At 49.1% G+C, this 26369-nt stretch carries 22 protein-coding genes; 11 read left to right on the top strand and 11 right to left on the bottom strand.

Annotated features, from left to right (window positions below):
- The first annotated feature begins 14 nt into the window (after positions 1-14).
- Entirely contained in the window at positions 15-842 is an 828-nt protein-coding gene (locus P364_RS0109280; protein WP_024629858.1) for a carbohydrate ABC transporter permease, read from the top strand.
- 133 nt (positions 843-975) lie between these two features.
- Positions 976-2526 (top strand): gluconokinase, encoded by a 1551-nt coding sequence (gene gntK / locus P364_RS0109275; RefSeq protein ID WP_024629857.1) that lies wholly within the window; start codon positions 976-978, stop codon positions 2524-2526.
- Positions 2527-2648: 122 nt separating this feature from the next.
- Here the strand turns inward: gntK and P364_RS0109270 are convergent, their stop codons facing one another.
- The gene (locus P364_RS0109270) at positions 2649-3038 is read right to left on the bottom strand and encodes a hypothetical protein (RefSeq protein WP_029880864.1); all 390 of its coding nucleotides are present in this window, start codon (positions 3036-3038) and stop codon (positions 2649-2651) included.
- A 168-nt stretch (positions 3039-3206) separates the two neighbouring features.
- On the opposite strand from P364_RS0109270, the gene P364_RS0109265 reads away from it, so the two are divergent.
- Complete coding sequence (locus P364_RS0109265; RefSeq protein WP_024629855.1) at positions 3207-3524, top strand: ArsR/SmtB family transcription factor; 318 nt, start codon at positions 3207-3209, stop codon at positions 3522-3524.
- A gap of 492 nt (positions 3525-4016) precedes the next feature.
- On the opposite strand, the gene P364_RS0109255 is transcribed toward P364_RS0109265, so the two are convergent.
- Complete coding sequence (locus tag P364_RS0109255) at positions 4017-6341, bottom strand: ABC transporter permease (protein WP_024629854.1); 2325 nt, start codon at positions 6339-6341, stop codon at positions 4017-4019.
- Positions 6341-7045 carry an ABC transporter ATP-binding protein gene (locus P364_RS0109250; RefSeq protein ID WP_024629853.1) on the bottom strand — a complete coding sequence of 235 codons (705 nt, stop codon included), beginning with the start codon at positions 7043-7045 and terminating at the stop codon, positions 6341-6343. The genes P364_RS0109255 and P364_RS0109250 overlap by 1 nt, the downstream gene beginning before the upstream one ends.
- 271 nt (positions 7046-7316) lie before the next feature.
- Between P364_RS0109250 and P364_RS0109245 the strand changes: the two genes are divergently transcribed.
- The 4 genes from P364_RS0109245 to P364_RS0109230 all read left to right on the top strand — a co-directional run bounded on the left by P364_RS0109245 (position 7317) and on the right by P364_RS0109230 (position 10361).
- The gene (locus P364_RS0109245) at positions 7317-7685 is read left to right on the top strand and encodes a GntR family transcriptional regulator (protein ID WP_024629852.1); all 369 of its coding nucleotides are present in this window, start codon (positions 7317-7319) and stop codon (positions 7683-7685) included.
- 7 nt (positions 7686-7692) lie between these two features.
- The gene (locus P364_RS0109240; protein ID WP_024629851.1) at positions 7693-8562 is read left to right on the top strand and encodes an ATP-binding cassette domain-containing protein; all 870 of its coding nucleotides are present in this window, start codon (positions 7693-7695) and stop codon (positions 8560-8562) included.
- A 1-nt stretch (position 8563) separates the two neighbouring features.
- Entirely contained in the window at positions 8564-9241 is a 678-nt protein-coding gene (locus tag P364_RS0109235; protein WP_024629850.1) for a hypothetical protein, read from the top strand.
- 160 nt (positions 9242-9401) lie between these two features.
- Entirely contained in the window at positions 9402-10361 is a 960-nt protein-coding gene (locus P364_RS0109230) for an MraY family glycosyltransferase (protein ID WP_024629849.1), read from the top strand.
- A 204-nt stretch (positions 10362-10565) separates the two neighbouring features.
- Here the strand turns inward: P364_RS0109230 and cydC are convergent, their stop codons facing one another.
- The 4 genes from cydC to P364_RS0109210 are packed head-to-tail and all read right to left on the bottom strand — an operon-like array spanning position 10566 to position 16808.
- Entirely contained in the window at positions 10566-12515 is a 1950-nt protein-coding gene (cydC, locus tag P364_RS0109225; RefSeq protein ID WP_024629848.1) for a thiol reductant ABC exporter subunit CydC, read from the bottom strand.
- Between the two features lies 1 nt (position 12516).
- Complete coding sequence (gene cydD / locus P364_RS0109220) at positions 12517-14391, bottom strand: thiol reductant ABC exporter subunit CydD (protein WP_024629847.1); 1875 nt, start codon at positions 14389-14391, stop codon at positions 12517-12519.
- Between the two features lies 1 nt (position 14392).
- Positions 14393-15409, bottom strand: a complete 1017-nt coding sequence (gene cydB / locus P364_RS0109215) for a cytochrome d ubiquinol oxidase subunit II (RefSeq protein ID WP_024629846.1) — start codon at positions 15407-15409, stop codon at positions 14393-14395.
- The gene (locus P364_RS0109210) at positions 15393-16808 is read right to left on the bottom strand and encodes a cytochrome ubiquinol oxidase subunit I (RefSeq protein WP_024629845.1); all 1416 of its coding nucleotides are present in this window, start codon (positions 16806-16808) and stop codon (positions 15393-15395) included. The genes cydB and P364_RS0109210 overlap by 17 nt, the downstream gene beginning before the upstream one ends.
- A gap of 427 nt (positions 16809-17235) precedes the next feature.
- Between P364_RS0109210 and P364_RS0109205 the strand changes: the two genes are divergently transcribed.
- From P364_RS0109205 to P364_RS0109190, 4 genes are read left to right on the top strand one after another with little or no spacing between them, the layout of a single operon-like run.
- Positions 17236-18531 carry a hypothetical protein gene (locus P364_RS0109205; RefSeq protein WP_024629844.1) on the top strand — a complete coding sequence of 432 codons (1296 nt, stop codon included), beginning with the start codon at positions 17236-17238 and terminating at the stop codon, positions 18529-18531.
- A complete protein-coding gene (locus P364_RS0109200) occupies positions 18531-19523 on the top strand; it encodes a glycosyltransferase (protein ID WP_024629843.1) in 993 nt (330 codons plus the stop codon). The genes P364_RS0109205 and P364_RS0109200 overlap by 1 nt, the downstream gene beginning before the upstream one ends.
- A gap of 1 nt (position 19524) precedes the next feature.
- On the top strand, positions 19525-20958 hold the full coding sequence (locus P364_RS38165; RefSeq protein ID WP_024629842.1) for a glycosyltransferase family 4 protein: 1434 nt from the start codon (positions 19525-19527) through the stop codon (positions 20956-20958).
- Positions 20955-21626 carry a class I SAM-dependent methyltransferase gene (locus P364_RS0109190; protein WP_024629841.1) on the top strand — a complete coding sequence of 224 codons (672 nt, stop codon included), beginning with the start codon at positions 20955-20957 and terminating at the stop codon, positions 21624-21626. The genes P364_RS38165 and P364_RS0109190 overlap by 4 nt, the downstream gene beginning before the upstream one ends.
- Positions 21627-21895: 269 nt before the next feature.
- Here the strand turns inward: P364_RS0109190 and P364_RS0109185 are convergent, their stop codons facing one another.
- The 4 genes from P364_RS0109185 to P364_RS0109170 form a co-directional block, all read right to left on the bottom strand.
- Entirely contained in the window at positions 21896-23239 is a 1344-nt protein-coding gene (locus P364_RS0109185) for an MFS transporter (protein ID WP_024629840.1), read from the bottom strand.
- Positions 23240-23311: 72 nt separating this feature from the next.
- A complete protein-coding gene (locus P364_RS0109180; RefSeq protein ID WP_024629839.1) occupies positions 23312-24490 on the bottom strand; it encodes a winged helix-turn-helix domain-containing protein in 1179 nt (392 codons plus the stop codon).
- A gap of 144 nt (positions 24491-24634) precedes the next feature.
- Positions 24635-25429 carry an ABC transporter ATP-binding protein gene (locus P364_RS0109175; RefSeq protein WP_024629838.1) on the bottom strand — a complete coding sequence of 265 codons (795 nt, stop codon included), beginning with the start codon at positions 25427-25429 and terminating at the stop codon, positions 24635-24637.
- A 2-nt stretch (positions 25430-25431) separates the two neighbouring features.
- Positions 25432-26292: an ABC transporter permease gene (locus P364_RS0109170; RefSeq protein WP_052016574.1), complete on the bottom strand. Its 861-nt coding sequence runs from the start codon at positions 26290-26292 to the stop codon at positions 25432-25434.
- Positions 26293-26369: the final 77 nt, after the last annotated feature.

Genomic DNA, 26369 nt, shown 5'->3' with positions numbered 1-26369 from the left:
AGGGGGGAGCGCTCATGACGTCCAAATCTCTCAAATCGCTGGTGTTGTATACCGGTCTTATCGGGGGCATGCTCATTTCCATGTTCCCGTTCTATTGGCTGATTGTAATGTCCACCCGGACGACGTCCGATATCTACAAGTTCCCACCTCAGCTCTGGTTCGGAGGGGAACTGTGGAACAATATCAGTCGGGTGCTTCAGCAGATTGACTTCTGGGGCGCATTCATGAATACGTTGTTTGTGGCGGGCTTGGTGACGGTACTGGTGCTGTTTTTTGATTCACTGGCAGGGTTTGCGTTTGCGAAGTTTGAATTTCCGGGTAAAAAATGGCTCTTCGTCCTGCTGCTCGCCACCATGATGGTGCCTTCCCAGCTGTCGCTGGTGCCTTCCTTCGTGCTTATGGCGACGTTCGGATGGGTCGGTTCCTTCAAAGCCCTTATTATCCCGGGCATGGTGAACGCCTTCGGCATCTTCTGGATTCGCCAGTATGCCACGGAGTCTATTCCGAATGACCTGCTGGATGCCGGACGCATCGATGGCTGTAATTTCTTCCGGCTCTATTGGAACGTGGCATTGCCGATTCTGCGGCCTGCCTTTGCCTTCCTCGGGGCGTTCACGTTTATTGGCGTATGGAATGATTATCTCTGGCCCCTGATTGTCTTGACAGATGCACGAAAGTACACGCTGCAGATTGCGCTGTCCCAATTAAACGGATTGTACAATACGGATTATGCGATGGTTATTGCGGGTACACTGCTGGCTGTTATTCCACTGATCGTGATGTTCCTGTTCATCAGCCGCCAGTTTATCTCCGATATTGCCGCAGGGGCAGTGAAGGATTAGGGACAGCTGCATTTTGATCCATCCCTCAAGTCTGATATTCTTATCTATAGATAAATACCAGATGCCATATAAGTTGGATGAATAGACAGCAGCATTCATTTAACTTATATATTCAAGAAAGAGGGATGACAAAATGGCTTCTTCACCCTATATGATTGGCGTAGATATCGGCACCACCTCCACGAAGGCCGTCCTGTTTGAAGAGAACGGAACGATCGTGGCTCAAGGCGGTGCCGATTACCCGCTGTATACCCCTACTCCTGCGATTGCAGAGCAGGATGCGGAAGATATTTTCAAAGCAGTCGTAGAATCGGTTAAACAGGCGACCTCCAAGGCGGGCATCAAACCGGATGAAATTCTGTTTGTCTCGTTCAGTTCAGCCATGCACAGCATTCTGCCCGTCGATGAACATGGCAAACCGCTGATGCGGGCGATGACATGGGCAGACAATCGCAGTGCCGAATGGACTGAAGCACTCAAAACCGAAATGAACGGTCACGAAATTTATTTGAGAACAGGCACACCGATTCATCCGATGTCACCCCTGACCAAAATCATGTGGTTGACCCGAGATCAACCGGAACTGTCCAAACAGACGCACAAGTTCATTTCAATGAAAGAATATGTTTTTTATAAGCTATTTTCCGAGTATGTGATTGACCATTCCATGGCCTCCGCCACCGGACTGATGAATCTCGAAAAGCTCGACTGGGACGAGGAAGCACTGCATGTCGCAGGCATTACTCCGGATCACCTGTCCCGCCTTGTGCCGACGACTCATCTGCTCAAGAAAGGCTTAAATCCTGAGTATGCCAAAGAGATGGGTATTGCTGATACGACGCCATTTGTCATCGGAGCAAGTGACGGCGTGCTCTCCAATCTGGGCGTAAACGCCATTGATCCAGGCGTCGTGGCCGTTACCATCGGAACCAGCGGAGCGATTCGTACCGTTGTGGACAAGCCGGTCACCGATCCGAAAGGACGCTTCTTCTGTTATGCGCTCACCGAGGATGCGTGGGTGATTGGAGGTCCAGTGAATAATGGCGGGGTTATATTCCGCTGGATTCGGGATGAGTTTGCAGCATCCGAGGTAGAGACCGCGAAACGCCTTGGGATTGATCCATATGAAGTATTGACCCGTGTTGCCGAAAATGTACCGCCAGGCTCAGAAGGCCTGTTGTTCCATCCATACATGACGGGTGAGCGGGCTCCACTATGGAACCCTAATGCTCGCGGCTCGTTCTTTGGCCTGACGCTGCATCACAAGAAGGAGCACATGATCCGCGCTGCTCTTGAAGGTGTCTTGTTTAATCTGTACACCGTTATGTTGGCGATTGAAGAAAAAATCGGTCGTCCGAAAAAGATCCAGGCCACAGGCGGCTTCGCCCGCTCTGAGCTATGGCGCCAGATGATGGCTGATATTTTCGATCAGGATGTCATCATTCCCGAAAGTATCGAGAGCTCCTGTCTCGGGGCAGCCGTACTGGGGCTGTATGCCCTTGGCCGCATCGATTCCCTCAGTGCCGTCTCCGGCATGATTGGATCGACCCATCGGCATCAGCCAGACCCGGATAGCGTTCGCGTCTATCGCGAGCTGCTCCCGATCTTCATCCGCATCTCCCGTAAGTTTGAAGAGGAGTATGCCGATATCGCTGCTTTTCAGAATAAAACGATGCAGAAGTAAGCTGCCGGAAATTGAAACGAATGAATCAAGATTACACTTACCAATACAGGAATTAAGAAAAAAGAACAGGTGTCCTCTGAACATTTAGAGGGCACCTGTTGTTCTATAATTAGATATAAGCATTACTGGTTATACTTGCTGAATGCATCCTTATCGGACTGCACATTTTCCAAATATACAATCTGCCCCGCCTCATTCACACGAGCAATATCGATGCCTGTTTTGGCATATACGGTACCATCTGTCGCTTGCCCACATACGGCCCAGTTCGTCTGGTAGCTGCCGTCCGGTTGAAGCTCCCAACGATCCCACATGTGTCTCACATCGTTATTGTATTCGTAAAATGCCTTCATAAAACCATCGAAACCTGTTCTGCTGGTGCCGTTCAGTACAATCTCTGCATCCGGTGTAAACAGGGATAACAGATCCTGCATTGCACGTTCGTCCGTACGGGAAGCGTCAAATAAACGGAAATAGTTGTTTAACATTGTCGTAGTGCTAGTTGTACTCATTCATATTCCTCCTAAAAGTATACAATCCGCTTTTTCATTATATAGTTCGAAAAATTTCAAACTAACAACTGAGATGAAATGTATCACACTTTCCATTCCCAGAACAACCCTCAGTTCGAAAAAAATCAAACATTGAAAGAGATTGTCGAATATGCTACCGTCATAGATATGAAAACTCCAACGATACCTATGACTTCGGATTTGAATCTGACTACGGTCTGCAACGCACTCGGTGATCCGGTACGGATGAAAATTGCACACTGTCTGGCCAGCTCTGGTGAGAAAAACTGTTCCGCCTTCGAAGTAAACCATATCTCCAAATCAACGTTGTCTCATCACATTAAAATCCTGCGTGAAGCAGGCCTTATCCAGCCTCGCATTGAAGGTAAACAGCACTTTTACTCTTTGCGTAAGGACGATTTGAACACCCGTTTTCCCGGTCTTGTTGAACTGATTCTGAATACCACCGAGGAATATGTACATTGAGGAAAACCAAGCTTGAATCATGCGATACATCAACTTATGGATTGTATAAAGGAGGCTGATTGCTTGGACAAAAAAGCTGCAAGAATTCTGCTGGGCTCCACCTGGCAGGGCGATGACGGTTATAGCGCAGATGCGGCGATTTCCCTCTTTGGCTCCTATCTGCCCCAGAAACTCTAACCCCTTAACCAGCCCAGCCCTAGATCTGTTTATGCCTGGTTATATGAAAGACAAACAAATACATAGGTGGATATAGTAAAAAACACCACAGCTCGAAGGCTTGCGGTGTTTTACCGAAAATTGACCTTTAATTTTCCGATAGGCATCAAGACATATTTGAAGGTCGACTTACTAAGTCGTGGTATCAATTCACTCTTGTCGTTTTTTATATAATTGGAAATAATTCACTCTTTACTACCCGATTCAACCCCAAACACCAATAAAACAGATTCTGCATTTAAACTATGCAGTACTAGATGCCCCGTCCTGCCCGATTTATTCTAAACTTTTTAACGATTCAATCATATTAATTCGGGATACCTTTCTCTGAAGCATCAAGTTAGAGAGCGTGGTAAGTAAAAATGCAATCATGATTGATACCAGCATAACAAAAATATTTATTTGATCTGGGATTTGTTGATGGGTACTCGACAATGCCTCAATAATAATCGAATACATGTATACGCTGATCGGCAGAGCTATAATGACCGCAAAGGTGGTGAGTATCATATTCTCGGAAAAGATAAGTCGATTTATTTTATATTTTTGATAACCCAATACCTTAAGAGTAGCCAGCTCGCGATTCCTTTCATAAATGTTGATGGAGGATATGGTGTAGATGGCGCCGAACGAAAGAATAACAGCACTAATGATAAACATAATGAAGATAAAACTATTTTGCTTCATAATAAATTGTGCAGATTTTTTCAAATCATCTTTATCCGCGATTGTATCTACCTGGTTATCTTGTTCAAAAAACTGTCGAACGTTAGGAAGCTCTGCGGCATTGTTGGCTTTTACTAGAATCGATGTTGGCTTATAGTCGATGTCAAAACTATTCAGATACGCTATCGAACAAAAGAAAGATGGATTGGAATATTGATTGGATATTTGTGCAACCTTCATATCGACCGTTTTATTTTCAAACGACGGATCGGTAAATCGAATTTGAATCGTGTCCCCTATCGTAACTTTATATTGATTTGCATACGATTTGGGTATCAGCACGCCATTGTCCATAAGTGTCATCAGATTGTCTTTCTCGTCGAAAAATTGGATAAGAGTATTGTCCTTCTCCGTAACGGTCAACGTGGCATTCTCATGTTCATCGCCCTTGGTAAACTCCACAGGAAAGGTCGATTGAACATAGCTACTTTTAATCCCGGTGGGTAACTCCACTTTTTCTAGCTCTGCGCCTTTCGTATATTCGACCTTCAGATCATAGGTATTCACCTCTTCGATCTGGTCCGCGACCCTTTGTAAGGACGTTTGAGTACCGAACGCAGTGATCAATAACACTGTGCTCACCACAACGCCTACGGAGCTTGCTATCGCCTTTTGCTTATTAAGAAAGATGTTTCTCAAAATGAGTTTATTGCTATAGGAAATACGTCCCCACATTTTCGGAAGCCGTTCAATAAGCAGTTTTTTCATCTTCCTCGGCGGTTTGGGCCTCATCGCCTGTGCTGCGTGTTCTCGCAGAATACCTATGCCGCTCAAGTAACAAGCCAGCATGCCGAATGCACTCGAGAATAGGATAGGCATAATGATCGAGAAGGGAGATAAGGAGAATGTTATGTTCGGCAACGAGTAGGATCTAGCATTTGACGCCTCAATCATTGGAACAAATATGATTGCCGAAACGATACAACCAAGAATGGAACCTATGATACCGACCAGTATCGGGAACCCCATGTAATGGAGCATGATGCTGCTGTTCTTCACTCCTAAAGCCTTCATAATTCCTACCTGGTTCCTTTGCGAATCGATGATCCGAGACATGGTGAGGAAAAGAATGATCGCTTCGATTATAAAGAGAACTAGCGGAATAACCTTACTCATCAATTTATTGTTATAGACTGTTTGTTGAAGCTGAGAGTAATTGAATGTTCGCTCTTTACTTATTTGACTTACATAAGAAAGTTTTTGGGATTGCGCTTCAACGTTTTGGCCTAACCGGTCTGAATCGTACCCTTCTTCCGCATCGATCAAAACCTCATTATAATAAAGACTACCGGCGAATCGAGGAATTCCGGCTTCAGCCACATATGCGAAACCGGAAGTTTTATGGTCCTGGGTTTCATTCTTTTTGGCATATTCCACATTTTCGCCCAAGCCACTAATGGTGAATGCCACATCCTCGTCATTAACGCTTAACTTTATTTGGTCCCCGACTCTGTACTGATGTTCCCTGGCGTAATGGGAATCAAGCAAGATTTGATCCTCTCGAGATGGAATATTGCCTTCAATCAACGTAGGCGTATTAATGATATTGTTGGCGGGAATTGAGTGGATCTTTAAGGTTGCTTTCGTATCGCCAAAAGATTGTGTCGCATCAAAGGTGTACCGCCCTTCAACCTTTTTTATCCCTTCGATTTCACCTAACTCCGACGTGTCCTGCATGGAAATTTGGTCGTAGTAGACGTTCAGGTCGCTTAAATTATGTGTTTGAAAGTATTCCTTGGAATAAGAACTAAGGTTATCACTTAACGTAACCAGCCCCGTGTAGAAAAAAGCGCCTATGGTGATAACCAATACAAAGGCCAGAAATTGGCCAATTGATTGCTTGATATCCCTTAATAATTTTTTGAATAATTTCATCACCACTCAATCCCTTCAACGCTTTGTTTATGCTCATTAACTGTTACGCTTTCGATTCTCCCGCTTTTCACTCGAATGATTTTATCCGCCATCGGCACAATCGCGGAGTTATGCGTTACCAGCACAACACACTTTTTCGTTTCCGTGTTCAAATCCTGAAGTAGTTTCAAAACAGACTTACCAGTCACATAATCTAACGCACCAGTCGGTTCATCGCAGAGCAATAACAAGGGATTCTTTGCAACAGCACGTGCTATTGCAACTCGCTGCTGTTCTCCTCCGGAGAGCTGAGACGGGAAGTTTTTTATCCGATTCTTTAAGCCGACTTTATTTAATATCTCTTTGGCATCCAAATGGTCTTTGCATACTTCAGTGGCGAATTCAACGTTCTCCAAAGCATTCAAATTGGGGATTAAGTTATAGAATTGAAAGACAAAACCTACCTTCTCGGCGCGATATCCCGTAAGCTTCTTTTCGTTGAAGCTAGTAATATCCTTATCGCCAACAGTCACTTTACCCGAGGTTGCCGTATCCATGCCACCAAGTATATTGAGAATCGTGCTTTTACCGGCTCCGCTTGCACCAAGAACAACAACGAATTCACCCTCGTTAATGGAAAAGTCCACACCGTTCAGCGCTTTGATCGGCACTTCACCAATTTTGTATTCTTTCGTTACATTTTTAAATTCAATTAATGTTTTCATAAATTTCTCTCTCCCCGTTATCTATTTGTCATACTTCTGGAGCGCTCCCTATTGCAAGTACATTTTTAATTATGTAAGTATGTTAGTGTATGAGTATGTCACTCATGTAGCATACTATAATTCCATCGCAATCAATTGTCAATAACTGGACTCTGTGTAAAAAAAAATCATTACCCTTCCTCCGGAATGATTGTTTATTGACAAATTTTCGCATATAAGTTATGTTTTCCTGCTAGATGTGTAACAAACTACAATGCTGAGTGGTGAGGTAATGAGCGTCACTTTCGACGAAAAGCAGCCAATTTTTCAACAAGTAGCAGATATCATTGAGGACGATATTCTCAATGGAACTTACCGAGAGGACGAGCAAATTCTTTCCGTTGCTCAGTTTTCTCAGCTCTTTCAAATCAATCCAGCGACGGTTGTGAAGGGAATTGGCCTGCTCGTAAATGAAGAAATATTGTATAAAAAAAGAGGGCTTGGCATGTATGTCTCGTCTGATGCCAAACAAAAGATTAAGAATAAGCGAAGAAATCGTTTTTATAAGGAATTGCTGTCCAATCTCATTTGTGAAGCTGACAAACTTGAACTGGCAACCGAGGAGATCATTGAGATGATTAAACAATTAAGGAAGGAATGAATTCATTGTGAGCATCTTGGTGAGTTGCGACAATTTGAATAAGAAATATGGTCGAACCTATGCATTACGGGATCTGGATATACAGCTCGAGGAAAACGTTATTTATGGCTTGCTCGGACGAAACGGCGCAGGAAAAACAACCTTGCTAAACATCATAGCAGGTGGGCTCTTCGCGAATGACGGCACCATTGAGATAAGAGGTAAAAAGTTGGGTAAAGGAGCCCTGCCAGAAGATTGCTGTTTCGTACGGGAGAATAACAAGCTATTTGGAGGAGCTCGATTGATTGAGATTTTGCAGTTCGCTGCAAATTTCTATCCCAATTGGGACTGGACGTTTGCTCATAAGCTTCTTCAAACGTTTGAGCTTGATCCCAACAGAAAAATCAAACAGCTCTCAAGAGGCACAGAATCCCTCGTAGGAAACATCATCGGTCTGTCTAGCCGATCGTCGTTGACATTATTTGACGAACCGGTGCTTGGACTTGATGTATTGATGCGGGAAAGGTTTTATAAGGAGCTTTTGGAGGATTACGCCAACCACCCCCGTACGATTTTACTTTCTACGCATTTAATTGATGAAATCGCCCCAATCGCAGAGCGAGTTTATATCATTGATGAAGGCTCCATCCTGCTTCATGACGAGATGAATCGGATACGGATGGCAGCTTATTTGATTCGTGGAAATTCAGATGCCGTAGCTTTGTTTACAAAAGGAAAGCGAGTATTACATACAGAATCTTACGGCCACGGAAAGCTTGCCGCAATCTACGAAAAATTTAACGATGAGGACAGGCTTCAGGCCCGCAAACTAGACATAACTATTGAAAATTTGACGCTTCAGAAGTTTTTTTCGTATTTGATCGAAGGAGGTCGTTAAATTGGGTGCATTGACCGTTCATTTAAAGGCGACCTATCTGCAAATGAGGATTTATATATGGATGGTCATTATTCTAATCCTCCTTGGCAGGTTGGCAGAATTCATTGTTGGCCTCTTCATAGACAGCAGTCAAAACACAGGAATCGCGGATGGCAACCTGCTGCTACTTATTTTGCTCATTTTCGCAATCGTACTTCCGCTTAGTTATTACAACCGAATCGTGCATTTAGGCGCAAGCCGAAAACAATATTTTTTCGGGCTTCAATTCGTTTATGCCGTGTGGGCAGTGGCCATCGCATTATTCAATTCTTTATGGCCTATGCTTGAAGTGAATCTGCTCCACAAAAACACCGTAAATCTCATTGAAGCGTTTCATTGGAATGAGTTTGGCGTGGCAGGTTCTTTTCTCTATCAAACCACTTTTTATTTGATGACAATGGCGCTCCTAAGCATGCTGATCTCTGGCTACCACCACCTTGTTGGTTGGCTGCTGTGGGTGCTGTTCATTGTGGCGATTCCGACCGGAACGGCAATTCCTGCACTACGCGCTCATGTTGTTTCTTTTTTCGAAGCATTGTTATTCAACGACTCACTACTCCAGGGCGTCGGATTTAATCTTGTACTTTTCTTCGTTTTCGTGGCTGGCGGTTGGTTTTTCACCAAGGGAAGAACACACTAAATCTGATCAAATATGAGATTAGCGGCAGCGTAGAACCGAACAGTAGTAAAATGAAGAGCTGCCCATCTTGCCCATGGTTACAATAATGACATCGACAGATTTCCTGTTTAGCTCGTATAATAGGGGGAAATTGGTAGATAGGAGTGAATCAAGCGAATTTATGGTATACATACTGGCTTTTATGCTGTCTTTTGCTGTCGTGGTTCTGCTTATTCCGCCGCTTGGTCGACTGGCACATCGGCTCGATTTTGTGGACAAGCCCCGAGAAGATGTGGAGCGCAAGCTGCACAGGCAGCCCATTCCACTGACGGCGAGTTACGCGATATTTACTGGATTCTTCCTGACATACATTGTTCTGACGAAAGAAATTTCTTGGGAAACGGCGGCCTTGGTCGCTGGCGGCATGATGCTGTTAACGATTGGTACAATCGATGACTGGTACAAAACCAAAGGCAAAGATTTCCCTGCCCTGCCCAAGATGATTATTCAGGTCTCGGCGGCCGTGCTCGTATTTGCTTCCGGCATTGCATTCACGGGATTCGTGAATCCCTTCAACTCCGAATACATCATGCTCCCGATCTGGCTGCAATTCATTCTGACGATCCTGTGGATCTTCGGTGTGACGACAGTCATTAACTTTACGGATGGCATGGACGGATTGGCAGGCGGTTTGTCTGCTATCTCGGCCATTACATTGTTCATCGTTGCAATGACCAAAGGACAAACGGATTCTGCCCTCATGGCCATTACGCTGGTCGGTGTAACACTCGGTTATCTGAAATATAACAAAGCTCCCGCCAAGGTGTTCATGGGAGATGCAGGGGCTACGTTTCTCGGCTTTATCCTGGCGGTAATCGCCCTGGACGGTGCATTCAAACAAGCGACCATGCTGTCCATTTTCATCCCGATTTTGGCTCTAGGCGTGCCGATCTTCGACAATATTTTCGTGGTCATCAAACGTTTCATCCAAGGCAAAGCCATCTATCAGGCAGATGCGAGTCAAGCACATTATCGCTTGCTGCGTGCTGGTCTGAATCACAAACAGGTAGTTGGGGTCCTGTACCTCATCAGTACCTGCCTTTGCCTCTCGTCCATTATTTTGATGCTGGTGGAGATGTAAATGTTAGAAACAAACGTTGCAACATAAGGTTGCAAACCAAAGAGACGAGCCCCCTGATCCTGTGGCTCGTCTCTTTGCTATGTCACTAACGAAGCGAATTAACCTTCTAACGGAGTAGCTATCTTGTCGTACACAAACCTCTGTCTACGCACTCTACCCTAACCAATACCCGCCCCTGTCTGGACCTGGGCGTTATATTCGCTCTTATCTTGAGGCTACAGATGACAGCGGAACCGCAGGTTTCTGCCCATCTACCCATCCTGGTCGATCCAGTTCGAGGAGACGGCGGTAGCGCTCTTCCCGAGCCAGCAATTGTTCGTGAGAACCCTGCATGGTGATCTGTCCATTTTCCATAAAAATAACTTCATCCATCCGTTCTGCTCCCATCAGGTGATGGGTGACCCAGATCATCGTTTTGCCCTGCATGCTGTCCAGAATCGTTCGCATGAGCGCTCGCTCTGTCACAGGATCAAGGCCTACGGTCGGTTCATCGAAAATAACGACTGCCGCTTCGCGAAGCAGCACGCGGGCCAGCGCAATCCGCTGTCTTTCTCCACCAGAGAAACGAAGACCGGTCTCCAGCATCGGAGTATCGTACCCCTGCGGTAAAGATTCAATGAGATCGGATAGGCCTACTTGCGCGGCCACTCGCTGTATCTCCTCGTCTGTTGCATGCGGACGGCCAATTCGCAAGTTGTTGGCTACCGTCGTATCAAATAAATGCGGGCTTTGATTCAGCACCGCAATGACATCCGGTACATTCTCGCCTAACGTCTGTACTGGAAGATCATTGATTAACACGTTCCCGGCGGATGGAAACAACGCGCCCTGAATCAGCTTCAGGAGGGTCGACTTCCCTCCGCCACTGCGTCCGAGAATAGCCAAGCGTTTGCCTTGAGGAAGATGAAGGGATACATCCTGCACTACAAATGGAGCATCTGCCGTATAACGATAACTCACCTGATCGATCTGAATATCAGCTCGCAATCTGGGCGGAATGCGCAAGCGAATACGTCGGTCGGATGCACTCTCTGTGCGCTCCAGGGAACCCGGTTGCTGTCCAGCTACCGAATTGCTGCCTGATACACCTGAGGTCATACCCTCTTTCACTCTGGCTGCTGCATTCACTTCTTCAATTCCAGACTGTTCTGGCGTATGCTCCTCACCTTCCAAGCGCTGCAATCGTTCCAGCGATTCACGATACTGCGGGATATGCTCTACGGCATCGCCTACGGGCAGCAATGCTTCCGTTAGTGGAAACAGCACCAACACAAATGCAGCAATCATGACCGCAGGCAGCTGTCCGGCAGAAGCCGCGCTTCCCGCCCATAACGTCACGGATACGACCACTAATCCAATCACGCACTGAGCTAACAGATCACGCCAGCGCGTCCATTGCCGTAATCGGAGCCGAATAATATCTGCCTGTTCTTCTGCCTCTCCCTGCCGACGTACAAATTCAGCGGCTCGTCCACTCGCTACCCAATCCCCAAGGCCAAGCACACCATCTGTCAGCCGAGTGTATAACTTGGCGTTCTCCCGCTTCAGTCGCACCCGCAATTTCCACGTCACGCGGAGGGAGATGGCAGGAAGCACGGCAACCAGAAAAAGCATATATAAACCCATCCACAGTGCAAACCCCAGATTAACGCTGCCAAAAGCTACAACAGCTCCACCGTACATCACGAGCGCTGTAACCGCCGGAAATACCGTACGCAGGTAAATATCCTGCAGTCGTTCCACGTCCTCTGCAAGAGCACCAAGTACGTCTCCCGTCTGCATGCGGGAGCGCAGAAACAGTGCCTGCGGCTCTAAAATCCGATACAGCTTCACGCGCTGATCCGCAAGCACACGCAAAACGGCATCATGTCCGGCCAGACGTTCGACATACCGGAATACGGCACGGAAAATCCCAAATGCACGAACACCCACAATCGGTACATATACCATCAAAATATTTTCAGGACGGAGCGCTGACTTGGAAATCAGAAACCCGGAGGTGAAGAGCAGCATGACAGCACATAGCGTAGCGCATAACCCCAGCGCAATGACTGCCACCAATCTCCAGCGGTACTGTGCCACGTACGGAGTGATCCAGCTATTCTTTTCGCTCCCGCTATGAGTTGTTTCTGTCTGCTTGTATCCGGCTTTCATCTCATACCGCCTCCATCTGGGCCTGAATCATCTGGTAATATACGCCTTGTCGTGCCAACAATCTCTCATGTGTTCCTGTCTCTGCAACCGTGCCGCCATCCATCACGATTATCCGGTCCATATGGGGCATCCAGTGCAGTCGATGTGTTGCCAGAAACACCAGCTTGCCCTCAAACAGCGGCAGCATCGTCTGTTTCAGTTCATACTCGGTCTCCACATCCAGATGAGCGGTCGGCTCATCCAGTAGGAGAATCGGGCGCGCACTAAGCAGGGCTCTCGCCAAAGCCACCCGCTGTTCCTGTCCGCCGCTGAGCTGCCTTCCCCCGGCCCCAATCAGCTCCTGCAACCCATTCGGCAATGAGGAAGCAAGCTTATGCAAACCAGCTGCGTGAATGGCTTCTGCCACCTCCGCATCCGAAGCTTCCGGCATATAGAATCGAATGTTATCCGCCAGACTGCCACTGAAAATGTATGGATGCTGCGGGATAGCAGCCGTTTGTTTACGCCAATCGTCCATCATCTCTGGAGATAAGGGCTGGCCGTTGTATAAGAATTGGCCTGAAGTAAGTGGCTGGAAGCCTGCCAATACATCAATCAAGGTTGATTTCCCTGCTCCGCTGGCTCCAATAATCCCTACTTTGCCAAGACCGGAAACCTGAAACGTCACATCATTCAGCGAGCATGGCCCATCTTCCTCATGCCGCACCTGTACGTTGGTGAGCGCTACTCTGCAGGTCGCCTCCCAGAACGGTTTCGATGAGGAAGCAGCGACGCCACTCCGATCACTTACCTCACGCAAAACCACCCTTATAGTGGATGGAGGCACATCGCTTGGGCCAGAAAAAGGCTCAGGCGAAGAGGATTCTCCGTTCTTTTCTGACACATCATGCAGAACAGCACTCGTGTATTCTTCCTTTTGCTTACGTTCGGCCAATTTCCCTCGTTCAATCATCTGACTGATCGCTTCCCCGGCCTCCTTGCCATCCAATGTGGCGTGGTAATCTGCGCCTACCATTCGTACAGGCAGGAAGTATTCAGGTGCGAGAATAAGTACAGTCAGCGCCGGCCCAAGCAGCATATGCCCTTCCGTCAGCCGCAGCCCCAAGCCAACCGCCACCGAAGCCACCGACAGCATGGTGAAGAAATCGAGTGCAAAAGAAGACAGAAAAGCCATGCGCAGGGTAGACATCGTAGCCTTACGATAACGCTGGCTGACCCGAATAATTGTATCGCCATGTCTGCCGCTCTGTCCCAGTGTTTTCAATGTCTCCAGTCCACGCAGCGTATCCACAAAATGGTTCGCCAGCGCTTTGTACGACTTGAACTGTCCGTCGATCTTGCGCTGTGCAGCCAAACCCACCAGAATCATAAACACGATCAGGATGGGCAGTGTCAGCGTCAAAATCACCCCGGACATCATATCCAGCTTGAAGACGTACAACAGAATAACGATTGGCGTGAATCCCATCCCCAGCATTCGAGGAATAAACAGTTCCAGATACGTCTTATACTGGGCTGTTCCTTCGCGCGTCAACGTTACCAAGTGCCCTGTTCCCTCCGTTTTGGCAAAACGCGGCCCCAGCCGGAACCACTGCTGCACCATCTGTTGGCGCAGATCGTTTCCTCTCTTCTCCGCATATCTTGAAGCGATGAGCTGCAACCAGAAGGAGATAGCATAACGGGCAGCAAAAGCAACCAGGAACCACAGCAGCACCGGGTACTGATCCGTTACGGTTGAACCTTCAAATAATGCCGTAATGGCCTGTGCCAGCCATTTGGCCTGCATGATAATCGTCATCGCCTGCAACAGCACGAGCGCTGAGGCCAGCGCAAGTACCGGCCGGATGCCCGGCAGCTTCAGTAGCCCCCGTCCCATCTCAGTACTCCAGGTGATGCTGATCGTTCAGACGTTTGCGGAAAATGTAATAACTCCAGATCTGATAGCCGAGTACAAACGGAAGCAGCGTACAAGCTACAATTGTCATCACTTTCAGCGAATATGCACCGGATGAAGCGTTGTAGACCGTCAGGTCAAACGCCGAACCCATTGAACTCACCATGACCCTTGGGAACAGACCGATAAATACGGAAGCAAACGCGATTGCAATCACGGCTCCCGTCATGCCGAAGGCCCAGGCTTCACGTTTCTGACGCACGAAGTAAGCCGCCAAACCCAATGAAGCAGCACCCAGGACAACCATAATCCAGAGTGCCCAGCCACGTACGGCGAATACATCAGTCATGAAGTATGTCATCACAGCGTAGACCACGAGGATCGCGGCCAGCGGCAGCATCAACTTTTTAGCTGTATTCAGGGCACGTTCTCTGAGATCTCCAACGGTTCGTAATGAAGCAAACAGCAGACCATGGACCAGACACAACAACGTCACGCTCAACCCACCTACCACCGTATATGGATTGACGATGTCCAGGAAGCCGGGGCGAAGCTGCATCTGCGCATCAATAGGCAGGCCTTTCATCAAGGTAGCGAAAACAACCCCGAACAAGAACGGCAGTAACGCACTGGAGACTACGATGATGATGTCCCAAGTTTTGCGCCAGCGTTCATGTCTCATCTTGCTGCGGAATTCAAAGGCAACTCCGCGGCCGATCAAGGCCAGCAGCACCACCACCAGCGGCAGATAAAAACCGCTGAACAGCGTGGCGTACCAGTGCGGGAAGGCAGCAAACATTGCACCCCCCGCCGTAATCAGCCAAACCTCATTGCCATCCCAGAACGGACCGATCGAGTTGATCAGCGTACGACGTTCACGATCCGTTTTACCTATAATCGCAGTGGACATGCCCACACCAAAATCAAAACCTTCCAGAAAGAAAAAAACAACAAACAAGACGGCAATCAGTAAAAACCACAACTCACTTAGTGACAACAGAATAACCCCCATCCACGCCGAACGGATCGGCCGATTCATCATGCTCCTCCGGCTTTTCGACTGCATATGGTCCGGCCTTGATTTCACGAACGAACAGATAAACCATCACAATGCCGAGAACCGTATACGCTGCTGTAAACGCAATGGTGGAGAACAATATCTGTCCTGCGCTTACGTTCGGGGATACCCCGGCTGCAGTCGTCATGTAGCCAAATACCGTCCACGGCTGCCTTCCTACCTCAGTCATAATCCAGCCCGATGTATTGGCGATAAACGGCAGGGAGATGGCGAACACCATCAGACGCATAAACCACTTGCCTGCTCCCTCCAACTTGCGGCGCATGGTCAGGAATGTACCGTATATAGCCAGCAAAATCATCAGTCCACCCGCAGCAATCATGATGCGGAAGCTCCAGAATGTCGTCCGGACTGGTGGAATATAGTCGCCTGGTCCATACGTTTGCTCGTACTCCGCTTGCAGTTCTTTCATGCCTTTGACACTGCCTGAGAACTTGCTATAGGACAGATAACTGAGTAATCCAGGGATCTTGATCTCGCCGGAATTCTCCTGTTTGTTCGGATCGATAAAAGCCACCACCGTCCATGGTGCAGGGTCTTCCGTCGTCGTCCATGTTCCTTCACTGGCGGCCATTTTCATCGGCTGCGTCTCCACCAGATATTGCGCCTGGAAGTGACCCGAGAAAGCAACCCCCAACGAGGAAACCAGGCCAATAATGATGGCAATGTTAAATGATTTGCGGAAAATCTCCACATCCTGCTTCTTCATCAGCTTGTAAGCACTAATGCCGGTTACCACAAATGCGCCTGTCATCAAGGCACCAAAAATCGTGTGCGGGAACTCCACCAGCAGTTGACCATTGGTAATCAGTGCAAAGAAATCATTCATCTCGGCACGGCCATTATTAATCTGGAAGCCAACCGGATGCTGCATGAATGAATTGGCTGCCAGAATCCAGAGCGCAGACAGGAATGTGCCGACAAACACCAGCCAGATACAGGCCAAGTGCACTTTTTTTGACAAATGATCCCATCCGAAAATCCAGAGTCCAATAAAGGTAGACTCCATAAAAAACGCCAGCAGGGCTTCCACAGCCAGTGGCGCACCAAATACATCCCCGACAAAACGGGAGTACTCCGACCAGTTCATGCCGAACTGGAATTCTTGCAGAATGCCTGTGACCACACCGACAGCAAAGTTAATCAGGAACAATTTGCCCCAGAACTTGGCCATCGTTTTGTAAACTTCCTTACCCTTCACTACGTACAACGTCTCCATAATCGCTACCAGCAGTACAAGACCGATGGACAGCGGCACAAAAAAGAAATGGAAAATCGTTGTGAGCGCATATTGGATACGCGATAACATGATCGGATCCATACCGTTACCCCTTCTTTCTGTTCCTTCGCAGTTTTCGTATTTGGCATTGAAGCCCCTTCTTCAGTTTCTGTCAGCCAAACACGTATTGATGAACGTATTGTGCCAGATAGACTATTTTATACATGTGACAATTATCACAAACCCTGCCATGACAGCAAAAAAAAGTGACGATGGTCACACAATAGAAAAAATTAAGCCTAATCTTTGGGCTTTCCAGCTTCCTCTATTCGCGGAAGATGCTCATGTTTGGGACGCAACGCCCATATGTTAGTGTCAGGCATAAAATACACTGTGCAAAAAAGGGCATTACATATTGAACCATTGGTTTCATTGATATCATTCAAAGCAACAACGATCCAAAAATCTCCGATGACGTTGCTTCAATTCTTGAACGGACAAAAATGCAATCAAGTGAGGTGATTTATTGATGGAAGAGTTGTCTCCACTCCCGGACGCGGAGCCGTATTACGGGGTAGATGCAGAATCAGGTACGGCTCTGCCTGCCTTTCGTTATGTTCTTTTCCCCCGAAAGGGCGGGTGGTCTGCTTTTCCCTATCCAGACATCGCTGCTCTGATGGTCGCGGAAGGGCCTGTCTACTATGTCAGCAGCCTGGAGCGCTCCGAGGAAATGCCTGCGAATATCACTGTCATCACACTTCCCGAAGCTGAACAATTGTTGCAGGAGCCCCGAACGGTTGCAGTGGTTGCTCATCCCTACTGGCTGACCGCCTCAGCCTCGCTCAATCCGGAGCTTTGTATTGTACTTCTTCCCGAGCCGGTAGGTGAAGAAGCGGAGTCCCCCTTGTGGGAAAGCTGCATTTCAAGACTGGTCGGAATCGCCGATCTGGTGGGCACCACTTCAGAAACACGCTATATGAAGCTGGTATTCCAGGGTGTACGTGCCATCTGGCTAAATGGAGAAGATACCTCTCCTGCTGGTGTCATGCAAAAGGATGATCTCGAAGTGCCTCTCCGGGACTACGAACTGCTATTCCTGCATGCGCTACGACAGACCCTCTCGGGTGTTCAGGATACAGTTACCCAGCTGCAATGCAGTGTGCGCGCCGACTTCTATCGTCAGCTTCGCTCCAAAGCAGGAGCGCATGAGACGATTTCCTTTTTGCTGGCCGCCTATGAATATGTGCTCGAAGATTCCAGAGCGGCCGCTTCGCTCAAGGAGGCCTTCTCCCACGCAGTATTAAACGGCCGCAATGATTGTGTGAGCTCCCACTATCGATTCCTCTCCGCAATTCATGCGAGGATCGGGGAAATTGAGAATGCGTTGCAGGTGTATGGAATCAGCGCTGGCAACGAGCAGGAACGGCACCATTATGAACAGCTCTGCCGCTGGCTGGAGGCCGGGGAGGATCAGCTCGTTCAGGCTGAACTGCTGCGACTGAATGATGATTACGGAAACGCATTGCACATTTTGGATGAACTCGGCGGCGAAACGGCACGACATTGGAAATTTCGTATCTATCAGGAGACTGGGCGTGTGGAAGATGCATTGGATTTGGTGCACGCAGTGGATATTCAGGATAATGCCAGCCGACAGGACTATCGGCAGTTATCGGGTCTAGCACTGGCTCTGCGCGGAGAACGGCACGGAGCGGTGAGACAATTTTTGGAGATGGCGCTGGAGGATGAAGATGCGCTTGCCCGGATCGTCGAGATGGAGCTGCTGGATCATGCCGTCCAGCAATTGCTGGGGGAGGTGCCATAATGATGCTGGACCCGAAGAAACGCAGACAACATGTGAATGGACCAATTGTGCATAGGGATATACGATCCGAGACAACTCGTACTCTAACGGAAGCGCCGCAATCACCGCACGCTGAGCCACTTGAAACTGGCGATAGCCATCTGGAAAATGCGCTGAGTCCGTTGGATATCCGAAGTGAAACCCATCAAAGATATAGCACAGAGCACTCAGGAAATCAGGATGCTGTAAAGCACAAGGATACAGGCCTATTCAGAGAGCCGTTTTCCGTTCGTCGGGTTCGTAAAAGTCAGGACAATAAACTGACCGCCATGCTACAGGTGCGTAACGAGCGCGGACGATATCTGGAGGAAGTGCTTGACGATCTGAGTGAATTCGTGGATGAAATTGTCATTGTGGACGATGCCAGCACAGATGGAACACCAGATATATGCAGAGCCTACCCAAAGGTCGTTCGCCTGGAAGTGTTGGAAAAGCCGTTATTTGCGGAGGAGTGGCGATTACGTAACGCTCTGTGGCAGGCAGCGGCAGGAACCTCGCCGGACTGGTTGCTCTCGGTTGATGCCGATGAGCTGTACAGTGCGGAAGCCAAAAAAGCGATACGCGCTCTGATTAACCAGGATCATTCGGACTGGATTGCTTTCCGTTTCTACGATATGTGGGGCGGCCGAACCCACTATCGGGAAGATGACCTTTGGGGGCTTCACCGCCGGCATACCGCTTCCTTGGTCCGTTATATGCCGGGTTATCCCTACTTTTATCCGCAGCAAAATCATCATGTTCCTCGCCTTCCCTTGCCCTGCACCGTATTGCCCGGAATTAGCACAGAGTTGAAGGTTCAGCATCTTGGCTGGGCAGGAAGTCTGGAGGATCGGGTTCGGAAATACTTGCGTTATAAACGAATTGATCCACACGGCGAGTGGGGCAGCCTGGAGCACTATGAATCGATTCTTGATCCGGAGCCCCGACTGATTCCGTGGAAGGAGGAGCAGTGAGATGGGCGTGGTCAGCATATTGACACACAGCTTCACCGATGGATATAACCGTGAATTCAGCCGGGTGTTCGGGGGTGGGCTGGAGCGATACGTCCTTGATTTGTGCAGCGTAATCCGCGGATTGGGACACATTCCCGAGGTTCATCAGTTGTCCTATTTTGAGGCATTTCAGACTCGCACGGAACAGATCGATGTATATGGATATGCCTACGATATGAATGATGTGCCTGAAGCTTTTGCCCGAATGGCCGCAGCAGCACGGGGACCTGTAATCTATGCAAGCTGCCTGTGGCAGCCCATTGCTTATAAGCCGGGCAGTCTCGGCATCTGCCACGGGATTAACTGGGATCGTCCTGCGCTGCCGCTGGAAACCAAGCAGCAAGTTGCTGAGCATATCCAGCTGGCACTGGATGGGCTTGTACGCATTGTGTCGGTGGATTCGCATTTTCAGACCTTTTGCCGTGCTGCTTGTACGTTTACCGATCCTGGTCAGGTTGTACTCATTCCCAATGCAGTGGATACCTCCTACTTCACGCCTGCTCCGCCAAGGCGTACGTTCGAGCATGAACAGGAAGAGGAATGGCTGGCTGCATGGAAGAAAGATCTTGCGAGCTATGAAGATCATGCTGGAGCCATCGTCTCCGGGTTGAATGCTGCATCACTCGTCAGGAAAAGAAACGATGGAGACGGCGTGTTACGGACGGATCGATCCGAGGTGACCGTAATCGCTGAGGAACTGGACTCGGGGGATATCAGACAGAACGGGGCTGGTCGGCAGCCAAATGAGCTGACGGATGAATATTTGAAGAAGCAGGCCGAAGTTACAACCGCTGCAATCCATGCGAACCCTCCGCGTCCCCTGCGCATCCTGTATCCACGCCGCATCAGCATGGAACGGGGCATTATTCCAATGATGCTGGCAGCTGACCGACTACTCGGTGCTTTTCCCGACCTGGAGGTCGAATTTGCCGGAGAGCTGGTTAAAGGCAGCACGGTAGGTAGATCCTTCCGTTATTGGCATCGTACGCACCCTCATGCAGACCGAATCAAACATCGCACGTATGATTTTCGGGATATCCGCGAGGCCTACCATCAGGCAGACATCGCCGTGATTCCGACCGTTTTCTCGGAAGGAACGTCCTACGCTTGTCTGGAGGCAATGAGCTGTGGGCTTCCGGTTATTGCCTCCAATGTTGGCGGGCTGAATGATCTGATTCAGGATGGCTTCAACGGCCTGCTGGTACCTCCAGGTGAAGAAGCGCTGACCGCCGCGCTGGTACGTCTCGTTCAGGATAGGGCCGAGCGGGAGCGGCTGGGTATCTATGCCCGTGAGACGGCACTGTCCTACGACATATCCCATTGGCGGAGCAGGTGGGGTACGGTATTGGAATCTTTTCTGGCAGAAGCAGGATTAAAGGAGGGAATTCGGGGATGATGGATACGCCAAATGCAACGGATTTCATGGAATCAAGATACATTCGGGAGGGTGACCCCAAAACGGATACATTGGTCTTTCCACTGCATCCAGCGTGGTGGAGCCGTCCGTATGAATACGAATGGGCGCGCCAGTTTGCACGTCAGGAGGACGTCGTACTCGACGCCGCCTGTGGTATATCCCATCCCTTCAAATTTTGGCTGGCAGAGTACTGCCGGGAAGTTCATGCCTGTGATTGGGATGAGCGCATTTTATCCAAAGAAGCGATCCGGCTGGATATCGCTTCTGATTTTGGCGAGCAGGCAGCACGTGACCTGCCAGAATCGAGCCTGGACAGATTACATCTTGCGCAGGCCAACCTGGCCCAGCTTCCGTATGAATCCGAGAAGTTTGACAGCGTATTCTGCATCTCCGTGTTGGAGCATCTGGATACAGGCACGATGCTGCGTGCCTTTCGCGAATTCGCCAGGGTGCTGAAGCCGGACGGACGGTTGATTGCCACGTTTGATGTGCCCGAGATGCGCCCGGATCTGCTGGAGACGATTATGGCTGTCACCGGGCTGACAATCGAGGGCAAGCTAAGTGTGAAAGAACCCGAGGATGCCATCTGGTCTGACATGTACGGCCCGGCGATTCGTTGTTTTCGTGCTGTTATTCGTAAGGAATGATTGGGATGGGCCCAAATCACGGCACAGCAACTCGCCGCAGGTAGGTCCATTTCTATCTAATGAGTTAGGACGTTGCGTGGTTCCTCCAGGCCAGTCCATTAATTTATCCGTCAGCGGCTCTCTTACTGTGGGGGGACTCATGGCCTCCACTTCCTATTTCTCCTGGTGGGAAGCATGATATACTGCCCTATTTCATGGAAACAGCCGCTTCCGGTTAAGTCCGAAAGCGGCTATTCATCGTTCCTCTTCTTTTTACCGCAACAACGATATCACGGCTGTCTGACGGATTTTTGCCCAAGCTCTCCTCCAGTCGACTCTGTTGGATGCGGCTGTTTCCCCTCCCATAAGATACGTTGCAGCAGCATGCCTGCCACACCAATGGCCAGTGTCGCTATGCCGATATATTGAAATGTGGGACTGGGTCCCACACTCCGAATCAAGGCACCGCCAGCAAGTGGAGCAACGACCAGCACGACACTGGAAAGCGAGTTTTGAATACCGAATACACGGCCTACATAGGCAGGAGGGGTTTCTTTTTGCAGCAGGTAATTCAACGTCACCATAAAGAGGCCATTGCCCAGCCCGATGCAGAGCCCCCATATGATGACCCAGATCTCAGACGTGTGTGGACCGATCCAGCCCAGCGCACCAATTCCGGCACCAATCAGCACATATCCTCCACCTAGCCCCCAGCCATACCCGATTCGAGGAAGCCGATTCAATAGCAAAATAACCAGAACCGCGCCGGCTCCCGCAGATGATCCCAGCCAGCCGATCAGAGCTTCGTTGCCCGGCTTGATCTCCCGAAACAGCGTCGTAAACTGGTAATCAATCATGAGGATCGCCATTAATCCAAAGCAGCCAAACATAATCGTACTCAGAAGGGTACGACTCTTATGGATAAAACGCCAGCCCCTTTGCCATTGGGTGAATAAGGACTCCGCGGTCTCCGCTGTTTCCATAGGACTGCCGTCCGATGCAGACGGTTCCGACTCCTCGGTTAAACGCCGTAAAGGCCATAACACAGCTCCGGACAACAGACGCGTACAAGCATTGATTAAAATACAGACTTGCGGTGAAAATACAGCCAGAATGACTGCGCCCAGCAGCGGTCCCGCCACTTTGGAGCATTGGTTCACAAAACCATTCAGCGACGATGCCTGAAACAGATGTTCCTCTGCCACTACCTGTCGTGTCAACGCCTGCTGGGCTGGCACATGGAATACGCCCATCATGGCCCGAAGAGCAAGCAGCGGGAGCAGCCAGCCCGCACTTGGCGCGAAGAGAATGGCAATCGTTAGCAGAACGGTGATCACATCACAAAGCATCATGATTTTTACCTTATGCAGCCGATCGGCGAGTGCCCCTGCAACAGAACCCAACAATATACCCGGAACAGCCATACATACCGGAATAAGGGCAATGATCAGCGGATCAGCACCCCAACGATAAGCGACCATTACTTGGATCGCCAGTGCATCAAACCAATCGCCAAAGGTCGCGAGCGCATACGCAATAAACATCCGCATGAAGCGGAAGTTGGTCCATAGGCTTTTGGATGAACCATTGGACGGAATGGATGATGAATTGGGGTCATTGGAAATGACGGTCATACGTTATACTTCCTCCCTTGATTACAGCCTTGTTGCTGACTTGTATATTCCTTGGCTGTAATCATAAGGGCGTTATATCAGAGGAAGATCAGAGGCTGGAGGAAAGGGGGATAAAAAAGTGGAGATTTCGGTCAAAATTTGCTGCCCATAAGCAGGCACACCGTAACTTTTGGAGATTTCCGCATGGACTTGACGGTATTTGCTTTGAAGGCGCCCCTCTATCCGGTGATGTGCCATGAACAACAATATCTGGTAAGCGGAATTAAGATATAGCGGTGCGTTCAGTGTCATTTTCAATACGTCGAGACCATCGTCCATTCTTGGCTCTGCCTCACGGATTCGACCCTGTCTGAGCAACCATAGGCCTTCCATAATCTGAAAACGTCCGATTTCCCGCAAGTATGGCGCATCTTTCAACCCGGAACGCAGGACAGCCATCTGATCCTCTACCGCTTCGCCGCTGCCACCCCACAGTTCCACATACAACGCTGAGAGCTTGACCGGAAGTCTGAAATGGATCAATTCATCTTTCTCCATCACATGATACGTTTCCATGAGTCGGGCTTTGGCTCGTTCATACTGACCCACCTCTGCATAGACTTCAACAATGTTCAGAATACGAAGTTCACGATGCTGATCCGCAGACAATGCGGATGAATTCAGAGCCTTTTCGTACAATAGCAAACTCTCCGAGGGTTCAATCAGGGCATGTGTAAAAATCAGCAGCCAATACAAACGTTCCTCCAAAGGAATTTCCGTCGTTGTAATGAGCCATTCCAGATCTCCCACAATAAAATGGATGTACAGCTGATAGAATGAATCAACCTCAATGCCCAGCGCTTCTTGCTGATCCAGCAGCGTGAGCATCGATTTCCCCTGCCCGTACAGATGATATTTGCGGAACAAGCCATGGATTACTTCTCTCATCTCCTGATCTTGAGCGGAAGGGTTGGAGGGCAGTATCGCCATATTAGCTCGAATATTAAGCCTGTAACCATAGCCGCGCACGGTATCCAATGCAATTTCTTCCCAACGCTTCAGTTTCTTTCGCAAACGGTACACGTGATCATCCACAGTGCGTTCGACCGGATATTCCAAGGGCCATACCCGGTCCAGGAGTTGACTGCGAGTAAAGGCTTTTTCCTTGTTCTCATACAGAAAATGCAGCAGCGCAAATTCCTTCGCGAGCAGGCGAATGGAATCGGTACGCCGGGTTACGGTGTATGTTCCTTCATCGAATTGTAACGACATGCTTGGCCCTCCTATGTATGCTAACTAATTGTAGTCCTTATTCTATTTCAACATACCACAAAAACCCTTTGCGAGAACGCAAAAGGTTTTGTATTGAGATGGGCGGGCTCTCTTCGCTGATCGCAAGCAAGGTGATCCCAGAATTTAACCCAGCACTACGCGATCATCCGCCATTTTTTTGCCGCTGATACGTTCAAATTCACCCAACAGCTCCGGGACAGTCAGCGTGCGCTTTCGCTCCTCGCTAACGTCCAGAATAATCCGGCCTTTATCCATCATAATTAGACGATTGCCCAGACGAATGGCCTGCTCCATATTGTGTGTGACCATCAGGGTAGTGAGTCTCATCTCACGTACAAGCGTTTCGGTCAATGCAGTAATCAGCTCCGCACGGGAGGGGTCAAGCGCAGCCGTGTGCTCATCCAACAGCAGAATCTGCGGCTGAGTGAATGTCGCCATCAGCAGGCTGAGCGCCTGGCGTTCACCACCGGATAGCAGACCAACCTTGGCATTGGGGCGTTTGTCGAGCCCAATACCGAGCTTCTCCAACTGGGCGTTGAAAATCTCCCGTCTGGCGCGGGTAACTCCGAAACCCAGTCCGCGGCCTTTGCCCCGTTTGTACGCCATCGCCATGTTCTCCTCAATGGACATATGCGGTGCCGTACCCGCCATCGGGTCCTGAAAGACGCGGCCAATCCAGCTGCTGCGCTTATGCTCAGGCAGGCTTTTGATGGAACGGTCATTGATCAGCACATCACCCATGTCGGGCTTCATCACCCCTGAGATAATGTTCATTAACGTTGATTTACCCGCGCCGTTACTGCCAATCACCGTCACAAAGTCTCCCGGATTCATCGTCAGGTTCACGCCGACCAGGGCAGTTTTCTCGTCCGTAGTTCCCGGATTAAACAGCTTGGTCACTTGTGTAATCTCAAGCATGATCACATGCCTCCCTTCGCCTGTTGGCCCGACGAGCCCATAAGCTCTTCAGTTCGTTTGCGAGCCAAACTTTTCTGCTTCATGGAGCGCTGCATAGTTGGAAAAACAAGTGCGATAATAACGATCACCGCGGTAATCAGCTTCAGATCGGATGTGTCGAACCATTCAACCTGGAGTGCGATCGCGACCACAATCCGGTAAATAATTGAACCGACGACGGCCGCCAGTGTGGCCCAAAATACGGTTCTTGCACCCAGAATGGCTTCCCCGATAATAACGGAGGCCAGTCCGATGACAATCATCCCAATCCCCATCGTGATGTCTGCAAAACCGGATTGCTGCGCAATAAATGCTCCAGACAGGGCAACAAGTCCGTTGGACAGACTGACACCAACAATGGTGGTGACATCCGTATTTGCACCAAAACTGCGAATCATGCGTTTGTTGTCACCTGTTGCGCGCAGGGCCAGACCAATATCTGTTTTCATGAACAGATCCAGCATGATTTTGAACACCAGCACAACCACAATAATGATGATCATGACATGCTCACCCGAGAAGGGGTTGTCCATGCCCATAATGGATTTATTCGGTGCGCCAAGAATACGCATATTAATCGAATATAAGGCAATCATCATCAAAATGCCGGATAACAGCCCGTTAATTTTGCCTTTGGTGTGCAGCAGACCTGTACAAGCTCCAGCCAACATACCTCCAGCCATTGCTGCCAAGCAAGCGAGCCAAGGAGAGAAGTCGTTGGATATCATGACCGCCGCGATTGCGCCTCCTGTTGTAAAACTTCCGTCTACGGTGAGATCGGGGAAGTCCAGTATACGGAATGTAATATATACACCCAGTGCCATCAGTGCATACAACAATCCAAGCTCGATTGCCCCTTCAATTGAACCCCAAGTCAAATTCACATTGCTTCCTCCCTGTC

Source organism: Paenibacillus sp. MAEPY2 (assembly GCF_000499205.1).
GTDB classification, from domain to species: domain Bacteria; phylum Bacillota; class Bacilli; order Paenibacillales; family Paenibacillaceae; genus Paenibacillus; species Paenibacillus vandeheii.
This window is presented reverse-complemented; position numbering and strand designations above follow the sequence as displayed.